At 61.0% G+C, this 20,265-nt stretch carries 16 protein-coding genes and 1 pseudogene; 13 read left to right on the plus strand and 4 right to left on the minus strand.

What is annotated here, in order from left to right:
- Positions 1-21 precede the first annotated feature (21 nt).
- From dgcB to etfB, 3 genes are read left to right on the plus strand one after another with little or no spacing between them, the layout of a single operon-like run.
- The gene (dgcB, locus tag E0F99_RS06045; RefSeq protein ID WP_130908727.1) at positions 22-1,965 is read left to right on the plus strand and encodes a dimethylglycine demethylation protein DgcB; all 1,944 of its coding nucleotides are present in this window, start codon (positions 22-24) and stop codon (positions 1,963-1,965) included.
- Entirely contained in the window at positions 1,965-3,185 is a 1,221-nt protein-coding gene (gene etfA / locus E0F99_RS06050) for an electron transfer flavoprotein subunit alpha (RefSeq protein ID WP_083356396.1), read from the plus strand. Before dgcB ends, etfA begins: the two co-directional genes overlap by 1 nt.
- A gap of 10 nt (positions 3,186-3,195) precedes the next feature.
- Positions 3,196-3,966, plus strand: coding sequence for an electron transfer flavoprotein subunit beta (gene etfB, locus E0F99_RS06055; protein ID WP_083356397.1), 771 nt, complete (start codon positions 3,196-3,198; stop codon positions 3,964-3,966).
- A 745-nt stretch (positions 3,967-4,711) separates the two neighbouring features.
- Here the strand turns inward: etfB and gbcA are convergent.
- Positions 4,712-6,007 (minus strand): glycine-betaine demethylase subunit GbcA, encoded by a 1,296-nt coding sequence (gene gbcA / locus E0F99_RS06060; protein ID WP_083356398.1) that lies wholly within the window; start codon positions 6,005-6,007, stop codon positions 4,712-4,714.
- A 283-nt stretch (positions 6,008-6,290) separates the two neighbouring features.
- Between gbcA and gbcB the strand changes: the two genes are divergently transcribed.
- Complete coding sequence (gene gbcB, locus E0F99_RS06070; protein ID WP_083356399.1) at positions 6,291-7,391, plus strand: glycine-betaine demethylase subunit GbcB; 1,101 nt, start codon at positions 6,291-6,293, stop codon at positions 7,389-7,391.
- Positions 7,392-7,449: 58 nt separating this feature from the next.
- Here the strand turns inward: gbcB and E0F99_RS06075 are convergent, their stop codons facing one another.
- The gene (locus E0F99_RS06075; protein WP_456239024.1) at positions 7,450-7,629 is read right to left on the minus strand and encodes a hypothetical protein; all 180 of its coding nucleotides are present in this window, start codon (positions 7,627-7,629) and stop codon (positions 7,450-7,452) included.
- A gap of 204 nt (positions 7,630-7,833) precedes the next feature.
- On the minus strand, positions 7,834-8,874 hold the full coding sequence (locus E0F99_RS06080) for a threonine aldolase family protein (RefSeq protein WP_083356401.1): 1,041 nt from the start codon (positions 8,872-8,874) through the stop codon (positions 7,834-7,836).
- A 90-nt stretch (positions 8,875-8,964) separates the two neighbouring features.
- On the opposite strand from E0F99_RS06080, the gene E0F99_RS06085 reads away from it, so the two are divergent.
- Complete coding sequence (locus E0F99_RS06085; protein ID WP_083360354.1) at positions 8,965-9,693, plus strand: TraX family protein; 729 nt, start codon at positions 8,965-8,967, stop codon at positions 9,691-9,693.
- On the opposite strand, the gene E0F99_RS06090 is transcribed toward E0F99_RS06085, so the two are convergent.
- Positions 9,658-10,719, minus strand: coding sequence for an NAD(P)/FAD-dependent oxidoreductase (locus E0F99_RS06090; protein ID WP_083356402.1), 1,062 nt, complete (start codon positions 10,717-10,719; stop codon positions 9,658-9,660). The genes E0F99_RS06085 and E0F99_RS06090 overlap by 36 nt on opposite strands.
- Positions 10,720-11,077: 358 nt before the next feature.
- Between E0F99_RS06090 and glyA the strand changes: the two genes are divergently transcribed.
- The 8 genes and pseudogenes from glyA to E0F99_RS06130 form a co-directional block, all read left to right on the plus strand.
- Positions 11,078-12,331, plus strand: coding sequence for a serine hydroxymethyltransferase (gene glyA / locus E0F99_RS06095; RefSeq protein ID WP_083356403.1), 1,254 nt, complete (start codon positions 11,078-11,080; stop codon positions 12,329-12,331).
- A gap of 22 nt (positions 12,332-12,353) precedes the next feature.
- Entirely contained in the window at positions 12,354-13,604 is a 1,251-nt protein-coding gene (locus tag E0F99_RS06100; RefSeq protein WP_010207084.1) for a sarcosine oxidase subunit beta, read from the plus strand.
- 15 nt (positions 13,605-13,619) lie between these two features.
- Positions 13,620-13,922, plus strand: a complete 303-nt coding sequence (locus E0F99_RS06105) for a sarcosine oxidase subunit delta (protein WP_083356404.1) — start codon at positions 13,620-13,622, stop codon at positions 13,920-13,922.
- Positions 13,919-16,936, plus strand: a complete 3,018-nt coding sequence (locus E0F99_RS06110; RefSeq protein ID WP_083356405.1) for a sarcosine oxidase subunit alpha — start codon at positions 13,919-13,921, stop codon at positions 16,934-16,936. Before E0F99_RS06105 ends, E0F99_RS06110 begins: the two co-directional genes overlap by 4 nt.
- Before the next feature lie 131 nt (positions 16,937-17,067).
- Complete coding sequence (locus E0F99_RS06115; protein WP_083356406.1) at positions 17,068-17,700, plus strand: sarcosine oxidase subunit gamma; 633 nt, start codon at positions 17,068-17,070, stop codon at positions 17,698-17,700.
- A 54-nt stretch (positions 17,701-17,754) separates the two neighbouring features.
- Positions 17,755-18,612 (plus strand): formyltetrahydrofolate deformylase, encoded by an 858-nt coding sequence (gene purU / locus E0F99_RS06120; RefSeq protein ID WP_083356407.1) that lies wholly within the window; start codon positions 17,755-17,757, stop codon positions 18,610-18,612.
- A 181-nt stretch (positions 18,613-18,793) separates the two neighbouring features.
- Positions 18,794-19,993, plus strand: coding sequence for a formaldehyde dehydrogenase, glutathione-independent (fdhA, locus tag E0F99_RS06125; protein WP_048722231.1), 1,200 nt, complete (start codon positions 18,794-18,796; stop codon positions 19,991-19,993).
- A 95-nt stretch (positions 19,994-20,088) separates the two neighbouring features.
- Positions 20,089-20,265: pseudogene (locus tag E0F99_RS06130) on the plus strand (IS256 family transposase); the annotation flags it as partial.

A 20,265-nucleotide genomic window follows, 5' to 3' on the forward strand; every position in this document is an offset into this window, starting at 1 on the left:
GTGGTCTTCGGGAGCTTCACCATGTTGAACACCTTGCTGCCTATTCTCTTGTTTGCCGCCCTGGGCCTTGCCGTCCTCGGCGCCCTGCGCCGGGTGAACATGTGGCGCCGTGGCCGCGCTTCCAACGTCGACCTGCTTGGCGGCCTGCTGGCCATGCCCAAGCGCTACATGGTCGATTTGCACCACGTGGTCGCCCGCGACAAATACATCGCCAACACCCACGTCGCCACCGCGCTGGGTTTTGTGCTGTCGGCCGTGCTGGCGATTCTAGTGCACGGTTTCGGCCTGCAGAACCGCGTCCTCGGCTATGCCTTGCTGCTGGCCTCGGTGCTGATGTTTGTCGGCGCCACGTTCGTTTACCTGCGGCGGCGTAACCCGCCGTCACGTCTGTCGAAAGGCCCGTGGATGCGCCTGCCGAAAAGCCTGATGGCGTTCTCGGTGAGTTTCTTGCTGGTGACCTTGCCGGTGGCCGGAGTTCTGCCAGCCGACTTCGGCGGCTGGCTGCTGGCCGCCTTGTTGAGCCTGGGCGTGCTGTGGGGCGTGTCGGAAATGTTCTTCGGCATGACCTGGGGCGGCCCGATGAAACACGCCTTCGCCGGTGCCCTGCACCTGGCGTGGCACCGCCGCGCCGAACGCTTTGGTGGCGGCCGTTCCACCGGGTTGAAGCCGCTGGACTTGAGCGATAAAAACGCGCCGCTGGGCGTGGAAAAACCCAAGGATTTCACCTGGAACCAACTGCTCGGCTTTGACGCCTGCGTGCAGTGTGGCAAGTGCGAAGCCGCGTGCCCGGCGTTCGCCGCCGGCCAGCCGCTGAACCCGAAAAAGCTGATCCAGGACATGGTGGTCGGCCTGGCTGGCGGCACCGATGCCAACTTTGCCGGCAGCCCGTATCCAGGCAAGCCGATTGGCGAACACAGCGGCAACCCGCACCAACCCATCGTCAACGGCCTGGTGGACGCCGACACCCTGTGGTCGTGCACCACCTGCCGCGCCTGCGTGGAAGAGTGCCCGATGATGATTGAGCACGTTGACGCCATCGTCGACATGCGCCGCTACCTCACCCTGGAAAAAGGCGCGACCCCGAACAAGGGCGCCGAAGTCCTGGAAAACCTGATCGCCACCGACAACCCTGGCGGCTTCGCACCGGGCGGTCGCCTGAACTGGGCGGCGGATTTGAACCTGCCGTTGTTGAGTGAAAAAAGCAGCGCCGATGTGCTGTTCTGGGTCGGCGACGGCGCCTTCGACATGCGCAACCAGCGCACCCTGCGCGCCTTCGTCAAAGTGCTGAAGGCTGCCAAGGTCGACTTTGCCGTACTTGGCCTGGAAGAGCGCGACAGCGGCGACGTCGCACGCCGATTGGGCGATGAAGCCACGTTCCAACTGCTGGCCACGCGCAATATCCAGACGTTGGCCAAGTACAGCTTCAAGCGCATCGTCACCTGCGACCCGCACAGCTTCCACGTACTGAAAAACGAGTACAGCGCCTTCAACGGCAACTACCTGGTGCAGCACCACAGCACCTTTATGGCCGAGCTGATCGGCGATGGCGCGCTGAACCTGGGCCAGCACAAAGGCAATAGCGTGACCTATCACGACCCTTGTTACCTCGGCCGCTACAACGGCGAGTACGAGGCCCCGCGCCAAGTGCTGCGCGCGCTGGGCATCGAGGTCAAGGAGATGCAACGCTCGGGCTTCCGTTCTCGCTGCTGCGGTGGCGGTGGCGGTGCGCCGATCACTGACATGCCCGGCAAGCAACGTATTCCCGATATGCGCATGGAAGACATCCGCGAAACCGGCGCCGAGCTGGTGGCTGTGGGTTGTCCACAGTGCACAGCGATGCTTGAGGGTGTGGTTGAACCGCGCCCATTGATCAAAGACATCGCCGAACTGGTGGCTGACGCTTTGCTTGAAGACGCCACGCCCGTGAAAGCTCCAGTCACGCGTGAACCTGCGGAGGTGCAGTAATGAGCGACATTATTCGCCGCGACCCACGGGCCGAATGGATCGCCCGTAACCGCCTGCACCCGCTGCATGCGGCGATGCAACCGGCGCTCCACAGCTGGATGGGACCGAACGGCATCATTCGCAAAAACGTGCATGGCGTCGGTTTTATCGGCCCCAACGGCATCAAGCGTATCGACCGCAGCGGCGCCCAGCAGGGCGGCGCGGCCAAACGCACAGCGGCGGTGCACGTGCAGTTGCCGCTGCATCAGGTGCCTGCGCCGGCGTTCTACATCAACGTGGTGCCGGACATGGTCGGCGGCCGCCTGAGCAGCCACGACCGCGACTTGCTCGGTTTGGCGCGGCAACTCGCCGGCAGCGACGGCGCGGTGTTGGCGGTGGTGTTTGGCGAACACAAAGAAATTACGTTTGCCACGGCGGGCGTTGATCGCCTGCTGGTGTTGGAAGGCCATGAATTCGACGGTTATTCACCGGAGCAACGCGTGCAAGGCCTGCGGGCTGTGGATAACCAGTTCAACCCGCGCCATTGGCTGCTGCCCGACAGCCGCAGCGGTGGTGGCGAGTTGGGTCGGCGTTTTGCCGCGAGCCTCAAGGAGCGCCCGGCCACGCGGGTCTGGCAGATCAAGGGTGAAGCGTGCATCGGCCGTGCCGGTGCGGGCCAGGAAGACTTGGCCCGGCCATTACCGCGCCTGATCCTGGCGGCAGTGGAATGCGCCGAACCGGTCAGCGAAACACGCCATGAAGTATTGCCCGTGGAGTTATCCACAGCGTTGGCGCGCAGCTTGCCGCGTATCGAAGACCTCGGCGCGGTGGCCGTGGACCCAGGCGCCATTCCGATGGCCGAGGCGGAGTTTATTTTCTCCGGCGGCAACGGCGTGAAGGACTGGGCCCTGTTCCATCAGACCGCCGCGGCCCTGGGCGCCACCGAAGGCGCCTCGCGGGTGGCGGTGGATGATGGCTTTATGGCGCGTGATCGCCAGGTTGGCGCCAGCGGCACCTGGGTCACGGCGCGGGTTTACATGGCCGTGGGGATTTCCGGGGCGATCCAGCACCTGCAAGGCATCGGTGCCTGCGACAAAGTGGTGGCAATCAACCTCGACCCGGGCTGCGACATGATCAAACGTGCCGACCTGTCGGTGATCGGCGACAGCGCCGCGATACTGCAAGCCTTGATCGCTGCGGTCGAGGCCCACCGCAACGGCGCCAAGCGCGATGCGGCTTAAGGACATGACCATGACGACACATGTAATCAGCTTGGTGTCCATCGGCGCCCACCCGACTTCAGGCCGCCCACGCCGCGCCGAGCAAGATGCTCGCGCTGTCGAGTTGGGCCTGCAAATGGCTGGGGATAAGTTGCAGGTGCTGCATGCCGGCAACATTCACGAGCCTACGCTACGCAGCTACCTGGGCATGGGCTTGACGCAGTTGCACGTGCTGGAGCAGCCGGCAGGTTCTGACGCCTTGCCGGTGCTCAGTGAATACCTGCGGGACGCTGGCGCCCAGGTGGTGCTCACCGGTAGCCAGGCGGAAACCGGCGAGGGCTCGGGCATGTTGCCGTTCCTGCTGGCCGAGCAACTGGGCTGGCCGCTGGTTGTCGGGCTGGCGCAGGTGGAGTCTATCGAAGGCGGTGTGGCCCACGTGCTGCAAGCCTTGCCACGCGGGCAGCGGCGGCGCTTGAAGGTGCGCTTGCCGTTTCTGGCTACGGTGGATAACGCCGCGCCCAAGCCACGTCAAAGCGCCTACGGCCCTGCGCAACGAGGCGAGCTGGCCGCCCATGAGGTCGAGATTGAGCAAGACGAGTTATTCACAGGTGCGCTGCTGCAACCCGCCAAGCCACGGCCCAAGCGTCTCAAGGTAATCAAGGCCAAGAGCGGTGCCGACCGCATGAAGGCCGCCACGGCCAAGGCCAGCGGCGGCGGTGGGCAAGTGCTCAAGGGCCTCAGCCCCGAGGCGGGCGCCGAAGCAATCCTTAAGCTGCTCATCGAAGAAGGTGTGGTGCGCTAACCCAAGGTGGGAGGAGGCCAGCTCCCACAGGAAAGCCCGCAGCCAGACTGTTTTTGCGGCGCGCGTGTAGGCTTACCCACAATCCCTGTTGACCCGTCTGTGGATAACCTGTTCGCGGTTGTCCACAACCCCGGTAAATCAAGCCCTGCAGCCCTCTGTACGAAAAACAACCAGGCTAACTGACGGTTTTTGCTTGGGTTTTTCCACATCCCAAGCCATCTCCGCGTTCAGACTTGCCCCCAAAGTCTGTTGGCGCTTCTGTGGATAAGATGTTCGCTATCGTCTGCAGCTCCTATAAATAAAGGCTTTCACTGGTTTGATCAAAATATGATCAATTCGTCTTGTTTGCCGAAGAAAAACCCTGAATGCCCCGATTTATGAAGCGTTGACGCGGTTTTCCACAGCGTTGGCAAAGTTGCCCCCAAAGTCTGTTGGTGCTTCTGTGGATAAGGTGTTTGTGTACTGCTACAGGACACGTGAATAGAGGCTTTCAGAGACTTGGTTAATAAATGAACAGTCGCAGTAAAAGCCGTAAGCTTTGAATAAGTCACGGATTTTCTTCATTTAATTTCGGCAGGAAGGTGTACTTGCCCACAATTACTGTGGGTGGCTTTGTGGATAAGTTGTTGGGCGAAGGCTGGAGGCCAGGTTGTTAGGGGGCTGTAAAAGGTTTGATCAAAATTTGAACAATGGTGATAGACCATGTGGGAACTGGCTCATTCCCACATTTTGATGGGGGTGGGGGTTACTCGTGTACGGCCACACCCTTGAGATACGGCGCTGGCGCCGCGCCCAAATTGCTCAGCATCCGTTCGCTGTACCAATCCACAAAATTCACCACACCAAACTCATACGTCTTGGAGTACGGCCCTGGCTGGTAAGCGGTGGAGTTGATCCCTCGCTGGTTTTCTTCGGCCAGGCGACGGTCCTGGTCGTTGGTGGCATCCCACACTTTGCGCATGCGCTCCACGTCATAGTCCACGCCTTCGACGGCATCCTTGTGCACGATCCACTTGGTGGTGACCATGGTCTCCTGGGCGCTGATCGGCCACACGGTGAACACGATGATGTGATCGCCCATGCAGTGGTTCCAGGAGTGCGGCAGGTGCAGGATGCGCATCGAGCCCAGGTCCGGATTCTTGATACGGCCCATCAGCTTGTTGCAGCCTTGCTTGCCGTCGAGGGTCATCGACACGGTGCCCTTGAGCAGCGGCATGCGCACGATACGGTTACGCAGGCCGAAGCTGGCGTGGGCGTAAGGGATTTTTTCCGCGTCCCAGGCGGCGGCCGACGCCGCGACGTGGTCCTTGAAGGCCTGGTCGGCGCGCGGGTCGGTGACGTCGTCCCATTCCAGCAGGGTTTTCAACAGTTCCGGGTGCGACGCATTGCAGTGGTAGCACTCGCGGTTGTTTTCCAGCACCAGTTTCCAGTTGGCTTTTTCAAACAAGGTGGTCTGGATCGCCACCTTGGTGTTTTCCATGTCGTAGGGTTCCATGTAGTGGGTCAGTGTCGACAGGAAGTCATCGATGGCTGGCGGGTTCTCGGCCAGGCTGATGAAGATGTAGCCGCCGGCGGTCTTCACGTTCACGGGTTTGAGGCCGTACTGCTTCATGTCGAAGTCAGCGCCCATCTCGGTGCCGGCGAACAGCAGACGTCCGTCCAGCTCGTAGGTCCATTGGTGGTAATGGCACACGAGTTTGGCGACCTTGCCCTTGTCGCTGGTGCACAAGCGCGAACCCCGGTGGCGGCACACGTTATGGAACGCATGCACCACGCCCTCGGCGCCGCGGATCACGATGATCGGGTTTTTGCCCACTTGCAGGGTCAGGTAGTTGCCCTTGGCGGGGATCTCGCAGGTCATGCCGGCGATCAACCACTCTTTCTGGAAGATCTCCTGCATGTCGATGTCAAACAGCCGCTCGTCAGAGTAAAACGGCTGCGGCAGCGAAAAGGTGCGCTCGCGCTCTTGCAGCATGTGCGCGGTGGCCTTGCGTGCGGGTTCCAGCGGATCGCCCAAGCTTAAAGTTGCGGTGACGTCCATCGTGTGTGTCCTCAGGGCCATTCTGTGTGGCCGGCGAATAGTGGCTACGGTTGGTACTTTGCAAGGCGTAAAGAAAGCGTCTTTGTTGGAAGCGAGTGTGGGCCCGGCAAAGGCCAGAACCTTGTCCATTAGCGACATGGCCCACTCTGATCCCGACGCGCAACCCCCGTGGTATGGGGGCTGGTCGCGATAAGTATGTGAATGTCGCAGATAGGTAAATGGGAGGTTCTCGCGTTACGCAGAATCGCCATCATCAGGCCGACATACGGCTACGGAGAACAGCATGTCCAACAGCTTCCTGAATCCGGTCACTACCCAGACCTGGGCCAATGGTCGTCACATCGTCCGTTGCGTCAAAGTCATCCAGGAAACCTGGGACGTGCGCACCTTCTGCTTTATGGCCGACCAGCCGATTCTGTTCTTTTTCAAGCCGGGGCAATTCGTCACCCTGGAGCTGGAAATCGACGGCCAGCCGATCATGCGCTCCTACACCATTTCCAGCTCACCGTCGGTGCCGTACAGCTTTTCGGTGACGATCAAGCGTGTGCCGGGCGGCAAGGTCTCCAACTGGCTGCACGACACGCTGCATGAAGGGCAGGAGTTGGCCGTGCACGGGCCGGTGGGGCTGTTTAATGCGATCGACTTCAGCAATACCAAAGTGCTTTACCTCAGTGGCGGTGTCGGCATCACGCCCGTCATGTCCATGGCGCGTTGGTATTACGACACTAACGCCAATGTCGACATGACGTTTATCCACAGCGCCCGCTCGCCCAAAGACATCATTTATCACCGCGAGCTGGAACACATGGCGTCGCGGATCGATAACTTCAGCCTGCACTTGATCTGCGAAAAACACGGCTTGGGCGAGCCGTGGGCCGGTTATCGCGGTTACCTGAACCACAAGATGCTCGAATTGATGGTGCCGGACTTTCTGGAGCGCGAAGTGTTCTGCTGCGGCCCTACGCCGTACATGAACGCGGTGAAGCGCCTGCTGGAAGCGGCGGGCTTCGACATGGCGCGGTATCACGAGGAATCCTTCGGCGCCACGCCTCCCGAAGCGCGTGCAGACGCGGTGGAGCAAGCCGAGCAAGCCGCCGACGCACCTGAAATCGACCTGGCGGACCTGCACCAAGTGGAATTCATTGCCTCGGGCAAAAGCATCCGTGTGGCCCCGGGCGAAACCGTCCACGCCGCTGCGGCCAAGCTTGGCCTGCTGATCCCCAAGGCCTGCGGCATGGGCATCTGCGGGACGTGTAAGGTGATGAAACTGGGTGGCGAGGTGGAGATGGAGCACAACGGCGGGATTACGGAAGAAGACGAGGCCGAAGGCTACATCCTGTCGTGCTGCAGCGTGCCGAAGGGCGACGTGCGCATCGAATTCTGAAAGATCGTTGAAAGATCGTTCCCACGCGGAGCGTGGGAACGATCACTTGGGGTCGTCGTTAGCGGGTGTAGATCTGGATGGAGAATTGATCGCCGGAAGCTGTCAATTCGAAGGCTTTTTCATAGATGGTCAGGGTTCTCGATGGCTCCCTGATGGTGTCACCGACTTTCGCCAGTTTCCTGAACTCGTCCCAACTTACGAACGTGTCGCTCAGGCTGCCGTCTTGTCGTGCGTTCATGGCGTAGCATTGATTTTCCATGGTCTAACCCTCTGCTGGATTTCCGTTTCCGGCCGATTATTCGGCAGGCAGTTGTGCCCGAAAGGTGGCCGCTGCAGCGGCCTTTTCCTTCCGGGTTCCAAGAGGCTAGTCAATGAAAGCGCAGAACGTTACTGTCAGAAATATCAAATGACAGTCTCGGCAATCCGCCAGTATTCGTCTCGCCTAGACGCCCATCACTGTCCGAATATCCGCGGCTAGTTCTCTTACACGCTCTTCCTCTGTATCCCACGCGCACATGAACCGCGCGCCACCCTTGCCGATGAAGGTGTAGAAGCGCCAGCCCTTGGCCGTCAGTGCCTCGATGGCCGCTTCCGAGAGCTGCAGGAACACGCCGTTGGCCTGTACCGGGAACATTAATTCCACGCCGGGAATATCCGCCACCAGGCTGCTGAGCAGTTGTGCGCAATGGTTGGCGTGGCGGGCGTGTTTGAGCCAGGCGTCGTTTTCCAGCAAGCCCACCCACGGCGCCGAGAGAAAGCGCATTTTCGACGCCAGCTGGCCGGCCTGTTTACAGCGGTAGTCGAAGTCTTCGGCCAGTTTGTGGTTGAAGAACAGGATCGCTTCACCCACCGCCATGCCGTTTTTGGTGCCGCCGAAGCACAGCACGTCCACGCCGGCTTTCCAGGTCAGGTCGGCTGGGGAGCAGCCGAGGAACGCGCAGGCGTTGGAGAAGCGCGCGCCGTCCATGTGCAGGTTCAGCCCCAGTTCCTTGCAGGTGACGCTGATCGCGCGGATTTCTTCTGGGGTGTACACGCTGCCGACTTCGGTGGCTTGGGTCAGGGTGACCACGCGTGGTTTGGGGTAGTGAATGTCTTGGCGCTTGAGGGCGATCTCGCGGATCGACTCCGGGGTCAACTTGCCGTTTTCGGTGCGCGCGGTGAGCAGCTTGGAACCGTTGGAGAAAAACTCCGGTGCGCCACATTCGTCGGTTTCGACGTGGGCGGTTTCCGAGCAAATCACGCTATGGTAGCTCTGGCACAGCGAGGACAATGCCAAGGAGTTGGCGGCGGTGCCGTTGAAGGCGAAGAACACTTCGCAGTCGGTTTCGAACAGGTTACGGAAACCGTCGGCGGCGCGGTGGGTCCATTCATCATCGCCGTAGGCGCGTTGATGGCCTTGGTTGGCGAGTTCCATGGCGGCCCAGGCTTCCGGGCAGATGCCGGAATAATTGTCGCTGGCGAATTGTTGGCTCTTGTCGGTCATGGCCCATTCCTGTGGTCGATGTTGGTGCGCACTGTACCCAAGATTGTCTGAGGTGCGCACGCACTGTAAATGCAAAGTCACTGGGGCATTATGCACGGTACACAAACGTTGCCTGTCGGACGCGTCCGCGATGGCGCCCTGGATTTGCTCAAGTGGCTGGCGCTGTTGAGCATGGTGCTCGACCATTTGCGTTATGTCGGTTTGAGCCTTGATGGCCTGTACGTACCCGGCCGCCTGGCGTTTCCCTGGTTTTGCCTGGCGATTGCGGCCAATTTGCACCGAGTCAGGCATGCGCCCGTAACCGGCGAATGGCGATACCTGGGCTGGTTGCTGCTGTTCAGTGTGATCAGTGAAGTGCCGTACCGGATGTTCATCGACGATGCCGATACGTTGAACGTGTTACCGACCTTGGCGCTGGGCTTGCTGGTTGCCCGAGGATGGCAGCATAAAGCGCTTGTTGATCGAGGATCGGCGCTGATCGCCCTCATTGTCGCGGGGGTTTTTTCCACGCACCTGATGTTCGGTTTTTTCGGCGTCTTGCTGCCGCTGGCCATGCTGCTGGTGTTCAGCCGCCGATGGTATTTCAGCGTGTTGCCGGGTTTGGTCTGTGTGGCTGCCAACCAATGGCAGATTCTGCTCAATAGCGGCACGCTGGTCGCGATACTTGGGCTGGCGGCTTGCCTGATTGCGCCATTGGCGGGATTGCTGCTTTTGCGACACGCCAAACACGCCTCTGCACCCGCCATGCACCGCTGGGCCTATGCGCTGTACCCGCTGCATTTTTTACTGCTGTTGTGGGTGCGCAAAGCCATTGGCTGAGCACGCGTGAAGCCAGCGAGGAGGAAACGGGTGAGCCGCGTAAAACGCGCGCATTTTTTGTACGTCGCGTTCGAACCATTCCCGTAGCCATTGGCAATATTGCAGTGAGATAGCCTGCCTATGCGCTGGGGTGGCATGTTCATCGACAATGCAGCGCGCGGCCATCATTCCCGACATCAAGGCCTTGAGTACCCCGTGAGAAGCCCCCGGGTCCAGCACGGCAGCCGCGTCGCCTATGATGAAGTACCCATTACCGGCCGCGTGTGCGCAGATTCTCCAGGTGACATCGGCACCCTGGATTGCGCCCTCGCATGTCAGGTGTTCGAAGCAAGCGGGAATCGCCGAGGCCTTGGCGCCTTTCTCTTGGTCAAAGCGCAGCCGCGTCCAGTGATAAAGCCCCTGACCTATGTGAGCCGTCCAGTACCAGCCCGGCTCTTCTGCAAAGATCCCCAGGGCACTTTCGTCGACCGTTCCGCGCTTATAGCCGTACGCAGCCGTCAGTGGCGGCGAGTAGCGATGCGTCATCAGCCCCAGTTGGCGTGCCAGCCAAGCATGAGCACCACTGGCATCAACCAGGTGGTGGCAAAACAACGACCCTGTCTGGGTTCGAATGCCAACGACGCGATCCTTTTCTACCAGCACCTCTTTTGCCTGGCAGGGTTGCAGGGCATGGACGCCCAGCGCGATCGCTCTATCCAGCAGAAACCCATCAAGCGTTGCCCGTGGAATCTGAAACCCACGCCAAGGCCCATTGGTATCTTTCCCGAAGGGCACAAAGTGTCGGTCTTTATCCCACTTCACCCACGTTCCGGTGGGGCGGATGAAGGCATCGCCGCGCACTTTTTCAGCCACGCCCAGTTGCTGGAGCAGTGGTTCTATACCTGGGTGCAATGTTTCACCTGGGCGCTGGCGTGGAAACAACAGGCGCTCGACAAGGGCCACTTTCAGGCCCTGTTGAGCGCAAGCAATCGCGGCCGCGCAACCCGCCGGGCCGGCGCCTAGGATGATGACGTCATACTTATTCATTGAGTCTGGCCTTGATCTCCCTAAACGCGTTGCCAAGGTTTAATACCGTGCTGGCGCAAGATAACGTTCGGCCAGACCAAGTGGGTAAAAGTCTCGGTCAGTTTGATACGTATTTGGTCGAGATAGGGGCAAGCGTCGCAACCTTTTGCTGTTTTGTGCCCCAGGGCCGCGTTTTTGGTTTCCCGCTGCCCGTGTGACGCGAGCAATCTCAGTGCTTTATTTGCCGGAGCGTCAGGCCATGTCGTAAACGCACCTTTGCGTGGCGTCCGTAGGCATTTGACCTGTCTGCGCCAGCCCTACCATCGCATCAAAGGGCCCTGCACGGGCCTTAACAATACGAAAGGCTGGGAGAGACGCGATGTTCAGCAAAAAAGACCAGATCCAGGGATATGACGACGCCTTGCTGGCGGCGATGAATGCCGAGGAGCAGCGTCAAGAAGATCATATCGAGCTGATCGCGTCAGAGAACTACACCAGCAAACGCGTGATGGAAGCCCAAGGCAGTGGCCTGACCAACAAATACGCCGAAGGCTACCCGGGCAAGCGCTACTACGGTGGCTGCGAGCACGTGGACAAGGTTGAAGCCCTGGCCATCGAACGCGCCAAGCAGCTGTTCGGTGCCGATTACGCCAACGTGCAGCCACACTCCGGTTCGTCCGCCAACAGCGCGGTGTACCTGGCGCTGATCAATGCCGGCGACACCATCCTCGGCATGAGCCTGGCCCACGGTGGCCACCTGACCCACGGCGCCAAAGTGTCGTCCTCGGGCAAGCTGTACAACGCGGTGCAATACGGCATCAACACCGACACCGGCCTGATCGACTACGACGAAGTCGAGCGCCTGGCGGTGGAGCACAAGCCAAAGATGGTCGTGGCCGGTTTCTCCGCTTACTCCAAAACCCTGGACTTTCCAAGGTTTCGCGCAATTGCCGACAAGGTCGGCGCGCTGCTGTTCGTCGACATGGCCCACGTCGCCGGCCTGGTGGCTGCTGGTTTGTACCCGAACCCGCTGCCTTACGCTGATGTGGTCACCACCACCACCCACAAGACCCTGCGCGGTCCACGTGGCGGTTTGATCCTGGCCAAGGCCAACGAAGAAATTGAAAAGAAACTCAACTCTGCGGTATTCCCCGGTGCTCAGGGCGGCCCGCTGATGCACGTGATCGCCGGCAAGGCCGTGTGCTTCAAGGAAGCGGCGGAGCCAGGTTTCAAGGTCTACCAGCAACAAGTGATCGACAACGCCCAGGCCATGGCCAGCGTGTTTATCAAGCGCGGCTACGATGTAGTGTCCGGCGGCACCGATAACCACCTGTTCCTGGTCAGCCTGATTCGCCAAGGACTCACCGGCAAAGAGGCGGACGCCGCCCTCGGTCGCGCCCACATCACCGTCAACAAGAATGCCGTGCCGAATGACCCGCAGTCGCCGTTCGTGACCTCGGGCCTGCGCATCGGCACCCCGGCGGTGACCACGCGTGGCTTCAAAGTACCGCAGTGCATTGAGCTGGCGGGCTGGATCTGCGACATCCTCGACAACCTCGGCGACGCCGATGTCGAGGCCAACGTGGCCAAGCACGTGTCTGCCCTGTGCGCTGATTTCCCGGTTTATCGCTGAGCGCGGTTTTGGAGTAATGACTATGCAACGCTACTCGGGCTTCGGCCTCTTCAAGCACTCACTCAGCCACCACGAAAACTGGCAGAAGATGTGGCGCACGCCGACCCCGAAAAAGGTCTACGACGTGGTCATCGTCGGCGGCGGCGGGCATGGTCTGGCGACCGCCTATTACCTGGCCAAAGAGCACGGCATCACCAACGTGGCCGTGGTCGAGAAAGGCTGGCTGGGCGGCGGTAACACCGCGCGCAACACCACCATCGTGCGCTCCAACTACCTGTGGGACGAGTCGGCGCACCTGTATGAACACGCGATGAAACTGTGGGAAGGCCTGTCCCAGGACCTGAACTACAACGTGATGTTCTCTCAGCGTGGCGTCTACAACCTGTGCCACACCCTGCAAGACATCCGTGACTCCGAGCGCCGCGTCAGCGCCAACCGCCTCAACGGCGTGGACGGTGAACTGCTCAACGCCAAACAAGTGGCCGACGAGATCCCGTACCTCGACTGCTCGAAAAACACCCGTTACCCGGTGCTCGGCGCCACCGTGCAACGGCGCGGCGGCGTGGCCCGTCACGATGCCGTGGCCTGGGGCTTTGCCCGCGCGGCTGACGCACTCGGTGTGGACTTGATCCAGCAGACCGAAGTGATCGGCTTTCGCAAAGAAAACGGCGTGTGCATCGGCGTCGAAACCAACAAAGGCTTTATCGGCGCCAAGCGCGTCGGTGTGGTGACGGCGGGTAACTCCGGCCACATGGCTTCGCTGGCCGGTTTCCGCCTGCCGATTGAATCCCACCCGCTGCAAGCGTTGGTGTCGGAGCCGATCAAGCCAATCATCGACAGCGTGATCATGTCCAACGCCGTGCACGGCTACATCAGCCAGTCCGACAAGGGCGACCTGGTGATCGGTGCCGGTATCGACGGTTACAACGGCTACGGCCAGCGCGGCTCGTACCCGGTAATCGAGCACACCATTCAGGCCATCGTCGAGATGTTCCCGGTGCTGTCGCGCGTGCGCATGAACCGCCAGTGGGGCGGCATCGTCGACACCACGCCGGACGCCTGCCCGATCATCTCCAAAACCCCGGTGCCGAACATGTTCTTCAACTGCGGCTGGGGGACCGGTGGCTTCAAGGCCACGCCAGGCTCAGGCAACGTGTTTGCCGCCAGCCTCGCCAAGGGTGAAATGCACCCGTTGGCTGCACCTTTCTCCATCGACCGTTTCCACAACGGTGCGCTGATCGACGAACACGGCGCTGCGGCCGTCGCCCACTAACAGGAGAAACACCTCATGTTGCATATCTTCTGTCCTCACTGTGGCGAACTGCGCTCCGAAGAGGAATTCCACGCGTCCGGCCAAGCGCATATCCCGCGCCCGTTGGACCCAAACGCCTGCACCGACGAACAGTGGGGCGACTATATGTTCTTTCGCGATAACCCACGCGGCCTGCACCACGAGCTGTGGATTCACGCCGCCGGTTGCCGTCAGTACTTCAATGCGACCCGCGACACACTGACCTACGAAATTCTTGAAACCTACAAGATAGGCACCAAGCCGCAATTCACCGCCAAGGCTTCTGGAGAGAAGGTATGAGCCAGATCAATCGCCTGTCCAACGGTGGCCGCATCGACCGTAATAAAGCCCTGACGTTTACCTTCAACGGCCAGAGCTACAAAGGCTTTGAGGGCGACACGCTTGCCGCTGCCTTGCTGGCCAACGGCGTCGACATCATCGGCCGTAGCTTCAAGTATTCGCGCCCACGCGGCATCTTTGCCGCCGGTGCCGAAGAGCCGAACGCGGTGCTGCAGATCGGCGCCACCGAAGCCACCCAGATTCCCAACGTGCGCGCCACGCAACAGGCGCTATACCAAGGCTTGGTCGCCACCAGCACCAACGGCTGGCCGAGCGTGAACAACGACATGATGGGCATTCTCGGCAAGGTCGGCGGCAAGCTGATGCCGCCGGGTTTCTACTACAAAACCTTCATGTACCCGCAATCGTTCTGGATGACCTACGAGAAGTACATCCGTAAGGCCGCAGGCCTTGGCCGCTCGCCGACCGAGAACGACCCGGACACCTACGACAACTTCAACCGTCACTGCGACGTGCTGATCGTCGGCGCCGGCCCTGCCGGGCTGTCGGCGGCCTTGGCCGCTGCGCGTAGCGGCGCGCGGGTGATCATCGCGGACGAGCAGGAAGAATTCGGCGGCTCTTTGCTGGATTCCCGCGAAAGCCTCGACGGCAAACCGGCCACCGAATGGGTCGCCAGTGTGATCGCTGAACTCAACGCCCTGCCGGACGTGGTGCTGCTGCCCCGCGCCACCGTCAACGGTTACCACGACCATAACTTCCTGACCATTCACGAGCGCCTCACCGATCACCTCGGTGACCGTGCGCCGATTGGCGTGGTGCGTCAGCGTATTCACCGTGTACGCGCCAAGCGTGTGGTGCTGGCGACCGGTGCGTGCGAGCGCCCGCTGGTGTACGGCAACAACGACGTGCCGGGCAATATGCTGGCCGGTGCAGTTTCCACTTACGTGCGCCGCTACGGCGTGGCGCCGGGCAAAAAGCTGGTGCTGTCGACCAACAACGACCACGCCTACCGCGTGGCGCTGGACTGGTTCGACGCTGGCCTCAGCGTGGTCGCTGTGGCCGATGCGCGCCACAACCCACGTGGCGCGCTGGTGGAAGAAGCGCGCGCCAAAGGCATTCGTATCCTCACCGGCAGCGCCGTGATCGAAGCCCGTGGCAGCAAGCACGTGACCGGCGCCCGCGTGGCGGCCATCGACGTCAACGCGCATAAAGTCACCAGCCCCGGCGAGTGGCTGGAGTGCGACTTGGTCGCCAGCTCCGGCGGCTACAGCCCGGTGGTTCACTTGGCTTCGCACTTGGGCGGCAAGCCGACCTGGCGTGAAGACATCCTCGGTTTCGTACCGGGCGAAGCACCGCAGAAACGCGTGTGCGTCGGTGGTATCAACGGCGTCTACGGCCTTGGCGATTCCCTGGCGGATGGTTTTGAAGGCGGCGTGCGCGCGGCCAGCGAAGCTGGTTTCACGCCGGTGGAAGGTACGCTGCCCAAAGCCTTGAGCCGTCTGGAAGAGCCGACGTTGGCGCTGTTCCAAGTGCCTCACGAGAAAGCGACCGCACGGGCGCCGAAGCAATTTGTCGACCTGCAAAACGACGTGACCGCCGCCGCCATCGAACTGGCGACCCGCGAAGGTTTCGAGTCGGTCGAACACGTCAAACGTTACACCGCGTTGGGCTTCGGCACCGACCAGGGCAAGCTCGGTAACGTCAACGGCCTGGCCATCGCGGCCCGCTCGCTGAACGTGACCATCCCGCAGATGGGCACCACCATGTTCCGCCCCAACTACACGCCGGTGACCTTCGGCGCGGTAGCGGGCCGGCACTGTGGGCACATCTTCGAGCCGGTGCGCTACACCGCGCTGCAAGCCTGGCACGTGAAAAACGGCGCCGAGTTTGAAGACGTCGGCCAGTGGAAACGCCCGTGGTACTTCCCGCGCAACGGTGAAGACCTGCACGCCGCGGTGAAACGCGAATGCCTGGCCGTGCGCGACAGCGTCGGCCTGCTGGATGCGTCCACCCTTGGCAAGATCGACATTCAAGGCCCGGATGCCCGTGAGTTCCTCAACCGCATCTACAGCAACGCCTGGACCAAGCTCGACGTGGGCAAGGCGCGCTACGGCCTGATGTGCAAGGAAGACGGCATGGTCTTCGACGACGGCGTTACCGCCTGCCTCGCCGACAACCACTTCCTGATGACCACCACCACCGGCGGCGCGGCGCGTGTACTCCAGTGGCTGGAAATCTACCAACAGACCGAATGGCCGGACCTCAAGGTGTACTTCACCTCGGTCACCGACCACTGGGCGACCATGACCTTGTCCGGCCCCAACAGCCGCAAGCTGTTGGCCGAAGTTACTGACATCGACCTGGACAAGGACGGCTTCCCGTTCATGACCTGGAAAGAAGGCTTGGTCGGCGGCGTACCGGCGCGGGTGTTCCGTATCTCGTTTACCGGTGAGCTGTCGTACGAAGTCAACGTGCAGGCCGACTACGCCATGGGCGTTCTGGAACAGATTGTCGAGGCCGGCAAGAAGTACAACCTGACCCCGTACGGCACCGAAACCATGCACGTACTGCGGGCCGAGAAGGGCTTCATCATCGTCGGCCAAGACACCGACGGCTCGATGACCCCGGACGACTTGAACATGGGTTGGTGTGTAGGGCGCACCAAACCGTTCTCGTGGATCGGCTGGCGCGGCATGAACCGTGAAGACTGCGTGCGCGAAGAGCGTAAGCAGCTTGTCGGGCTCAAGCCGATTGATCCGAACGTATGGCTGCCGGAAGGCGCGCAGTTGGTGTTCGATCCGAAGCAGACGATCCCGATGAAGATGGTCGGCCATGTCACTTCCAGCTATGCCCACAACTCCCTCGGCTATTCGTTTGCGATGGCGGTGGTCAAGGGCGGCTTGAAGCGCATCGGCGAGCGCGTGTTCTCGCCCCAGGCGGATGGCAGCGTGATCGAGGCGCAGATTGTGTCTTCGGTGTTCTTTGATCCGAAAGGTGAGCGGCAGAACATCTGACACCTGATCGTTCCCATGCTCCGTGTGGGAATGCATCCCGGGACGCTCTGCGTCCCAAGAGCGGACGCAGAGCGTCCATGGCGGCATTCCCACGCAGAGCGTGGGAACGATCAAATTAGGAAAGGTGCTTTATGACAGCAGCCAACGTATACCAACAACGCCCCACCACCGGCGCCAAGGCCGAGTCGTCGCTGCACCACGCCGACCTCGCCAGCCTGGTCGGCAAGGGCCGCAAAAACGCCGGCGTGACCGTGCGCGAAAAGAAACTCCTCGGCCACCTGACGATTCGTGGCGATGGCCATGACGCGGCCTTCGCTGCCGGCGTGCACAAAGCCCTGGGCATCGAACTGCCTGGCGCCCTGCAAGTCATCGTCAACGGCGAAACCAGCCTGCAATGGCTCGGCCCGGACGAGTGGCTATTGATCGTGCCAAGCGGTGAAGAATTCGCCGCCGAACAAAACCTGCGTGCCGCCCTGGGCGACCTGCATATCCAGATCGTCAACGTCAGCGGCGGCCAGCAGATCCTTGAACTCAGCGGCCCGAACGTACGTGATGTGCTGATGAAGTCCACCAGCTACGACGTGCACCCCAATAACTTCCCGGTGGGCAAGGCGGTGGGCACGGTGTTCGCCAAGTCGCAACTGGTGATCCGCCATACCGCTGAAGACACCTGGGAACTGGTGATCCGTCGCAGCTTTTCGGATTACTGGTGGTTGTGGTTGCAGGACGCCTCGGCCGAGTTCGGCCTGAATGTCGTCGCATAACGATCGTTCCCACGCAGAGCGTGGGAACGATCAACGAAGGCCTGAGGATTCACTATGAGCCGCGCACCTGATACATGGATTTTGACCGCCGACTGCCCCAGCGTGCTCGGCACAGTGGACGCGGTCACCCGCTACCTGTTCGAGCAGGGCTGCTACGTCACCGAACACCACTCGTTCGATGATCGCCTCTCGGGCCGCTTTTTTATCCGCGTGGAATTCCGTCAGCCCGATGGTTTCGACGAGCAGGCGTTTCGCGATGGCCTGGCCACGCGCGGCGAAGCCTTCGGCATGATCTTCGAGCTGACGGCGCCGAACTACCGGCCAAAAGTGGTGATCATGGTTTCCAAGGCCGATCACTGCCTCAACGACCTGCTGTACCGCCAGCGCATTGGTCAGCTGTCGATGGACGTGGTTGCGGTGGTGTCCAACCACCCGGATCTCAAGCCGTTGGCCGACTGGCACCAGATTCCCTACTACCATTTCCCCCTTGACCCCAACGACAAACCGTCCCAGGAGCGTCAGGTGTGGCAAGTGATTGAAAACACCGGCGCCGAACTGGTGATTCTTGCGCGCTACATGCAAGTGCTGTCGCCGGAGCTGTGCCGCAAGCTCGATGGCAAGGCCATCAATATCCACCACTCGTTGCTGCCGGGGTTCAAGGGCGCCAAGCCCTACCACCAGGCGTACAACAAGGGTGTGAAGTTGGTCGGCGCCACCGCGCATTACATCAACAACGACCTGGACGAAGGCCCGATCATCGCCCAGGGCGTGGAGGTGGTCGATCACAGCCACTATCCCGAGGATTTGATTGCCAAGGGCCGGGATATCGAAGGGCTGACATTGGCCCGGGCGGTGGGGTATCACATTGAGCGGCGGGTGTTTTTGAACGCCAATCGCACGGTCGTTCTTTAGATCGCTATCGCAGGCAAGCTAGCTCCCACATTTGAATGTGTTCACAAATCAAAAGGTGGGAGTGGGCTTGCCCGCGATGAGGCCATCAGCAACAACGCACAAACAGCATCTGTACCCGAGCATTTTACGCGCGGCCTGCCTGGGCAACGCGGTTCCATAAAAACAACAGCGAGGTGAAAGCATGTCTGGTAATCGTGGTGTCGTGTATCTCGGCAACGGCAAGGTCGAAGTACAGAAAATCGACTATCCCAAAATGCAGGACCCCCGTGGCAGGAAGATTGAACACGGCGTCATCCTGCGCGTGGTCTCCACCAACATCTGCGGCTCCGATCAACACATGGTGCGCGGCCGCACCACTGCCCAGACCGGCCTGGTGCTCGGTCACGAAATCACCGGCGAAGTGATCGAGAAGGGCAGCGACGTAGAGAACCTGAAAATCGGCGACTTGGTCTCGGTGCCGTTCAACGTCGCGTGCGGCCGCTGCCGCTCCTGCAAAGAACAACACACCGGCGTGTGCCTGACCGTTAACCCGGCGCGTGCCGGTGGTGCTTATGGCTATGTCGACATGGGCGACTGGACCGGTGGCCAGGCCGAATACGTACTGGTGCCGTACGCCGACTTCAACCTGCTGAAACTGCCGGACCGCGACAAGGCTATGGAGAAAATCCGCGACCTGACCTGCCTCTCCGACATCCTGCCCACCGGCTACCACGGCGCCGTCACCGCTGGCGTTGGCCCAGGCAGCACGGTTTACATTGCCGGTGCTGGCCCGGTCGGCCTGGCCGCTGCCGCGTCCGCACGCCTGCTCGGTGCGGCGGTGGTGATCATCGGCGACGTCAATTCTATCCGCCTGGCCCACGCCAAGGCGCAAGGGTTTGAAGTGGTTGACCTGTCCACCGACACCCCGCTGCACGAACAGATCGCCGCGTTGCTGGGCGAGCCAGAAGTGGACTGCGCCGTTGACTGCGTGGGCTTCGAAGCGCGTGGCCACGGGCATGACGGCGCCAAGGCCGAAGCCCCGGCCACCGTGCTTAACTCGCTGATGGGCGTGGTGCGTGTGGCAGGCAAAATCGGTATTCCTGGCCTGTACGTCACCGAAGACCCAGGCGCGGTCGATGCCGCCGCGAAAATGGGCAGCCTGAGCATTCGTTTTGGTCTGGGCTGGGCTAAATCCCACAGCTTCCACACCGGGCAGACGCCGGTGATGAAGTACAACCGCCAGCTGATGCAGGCGATCATGTGGGACCGCATTCATATTGCCGATATCGTCGGCGTCGAAGTCATCAGCCTGGATGACGCGCCGCGTGGGTACGGCGAGTTTGATGCGGGCGTGCCGAAGAAGTTTGTGATTGATCCGCATAAGTTGTTCAGTGCGGCGTAAGGCTGAGAGTAAGCATAAGGGCGCCCATGGGCGCCCTTATATTGGGACTGTCATAAATTTTGTGTTCGGGCATAACATGTTGAAGAGGTGCATGTATGCCAACCACAAAGAAACCGGCCCGCAGGGCCCAGCGTGACCTTCCAGCCATTCCAAAAGAGCTGATCGACCAGTTCGTCAGCGGCCCGATGAGTGCCGAAGCCATTCAGGATGCGTCGATGGCGTTCAAAAAGGCCTTGATCGAGCGAGCCCTTGGTGCCGAGCTGGGCCACCAC

This window comes from Pseudomonas antarctica (genome assembly GCF_900624995.1).
Taxonomy (GTDB): domain Bacteria; phylum Pseudomonadota; class Gammaproteobacteria; order Pseudomonadales; family Pseudomonadaceae; genus Aquipseudomonas; species Aquipseudomonas antarctica.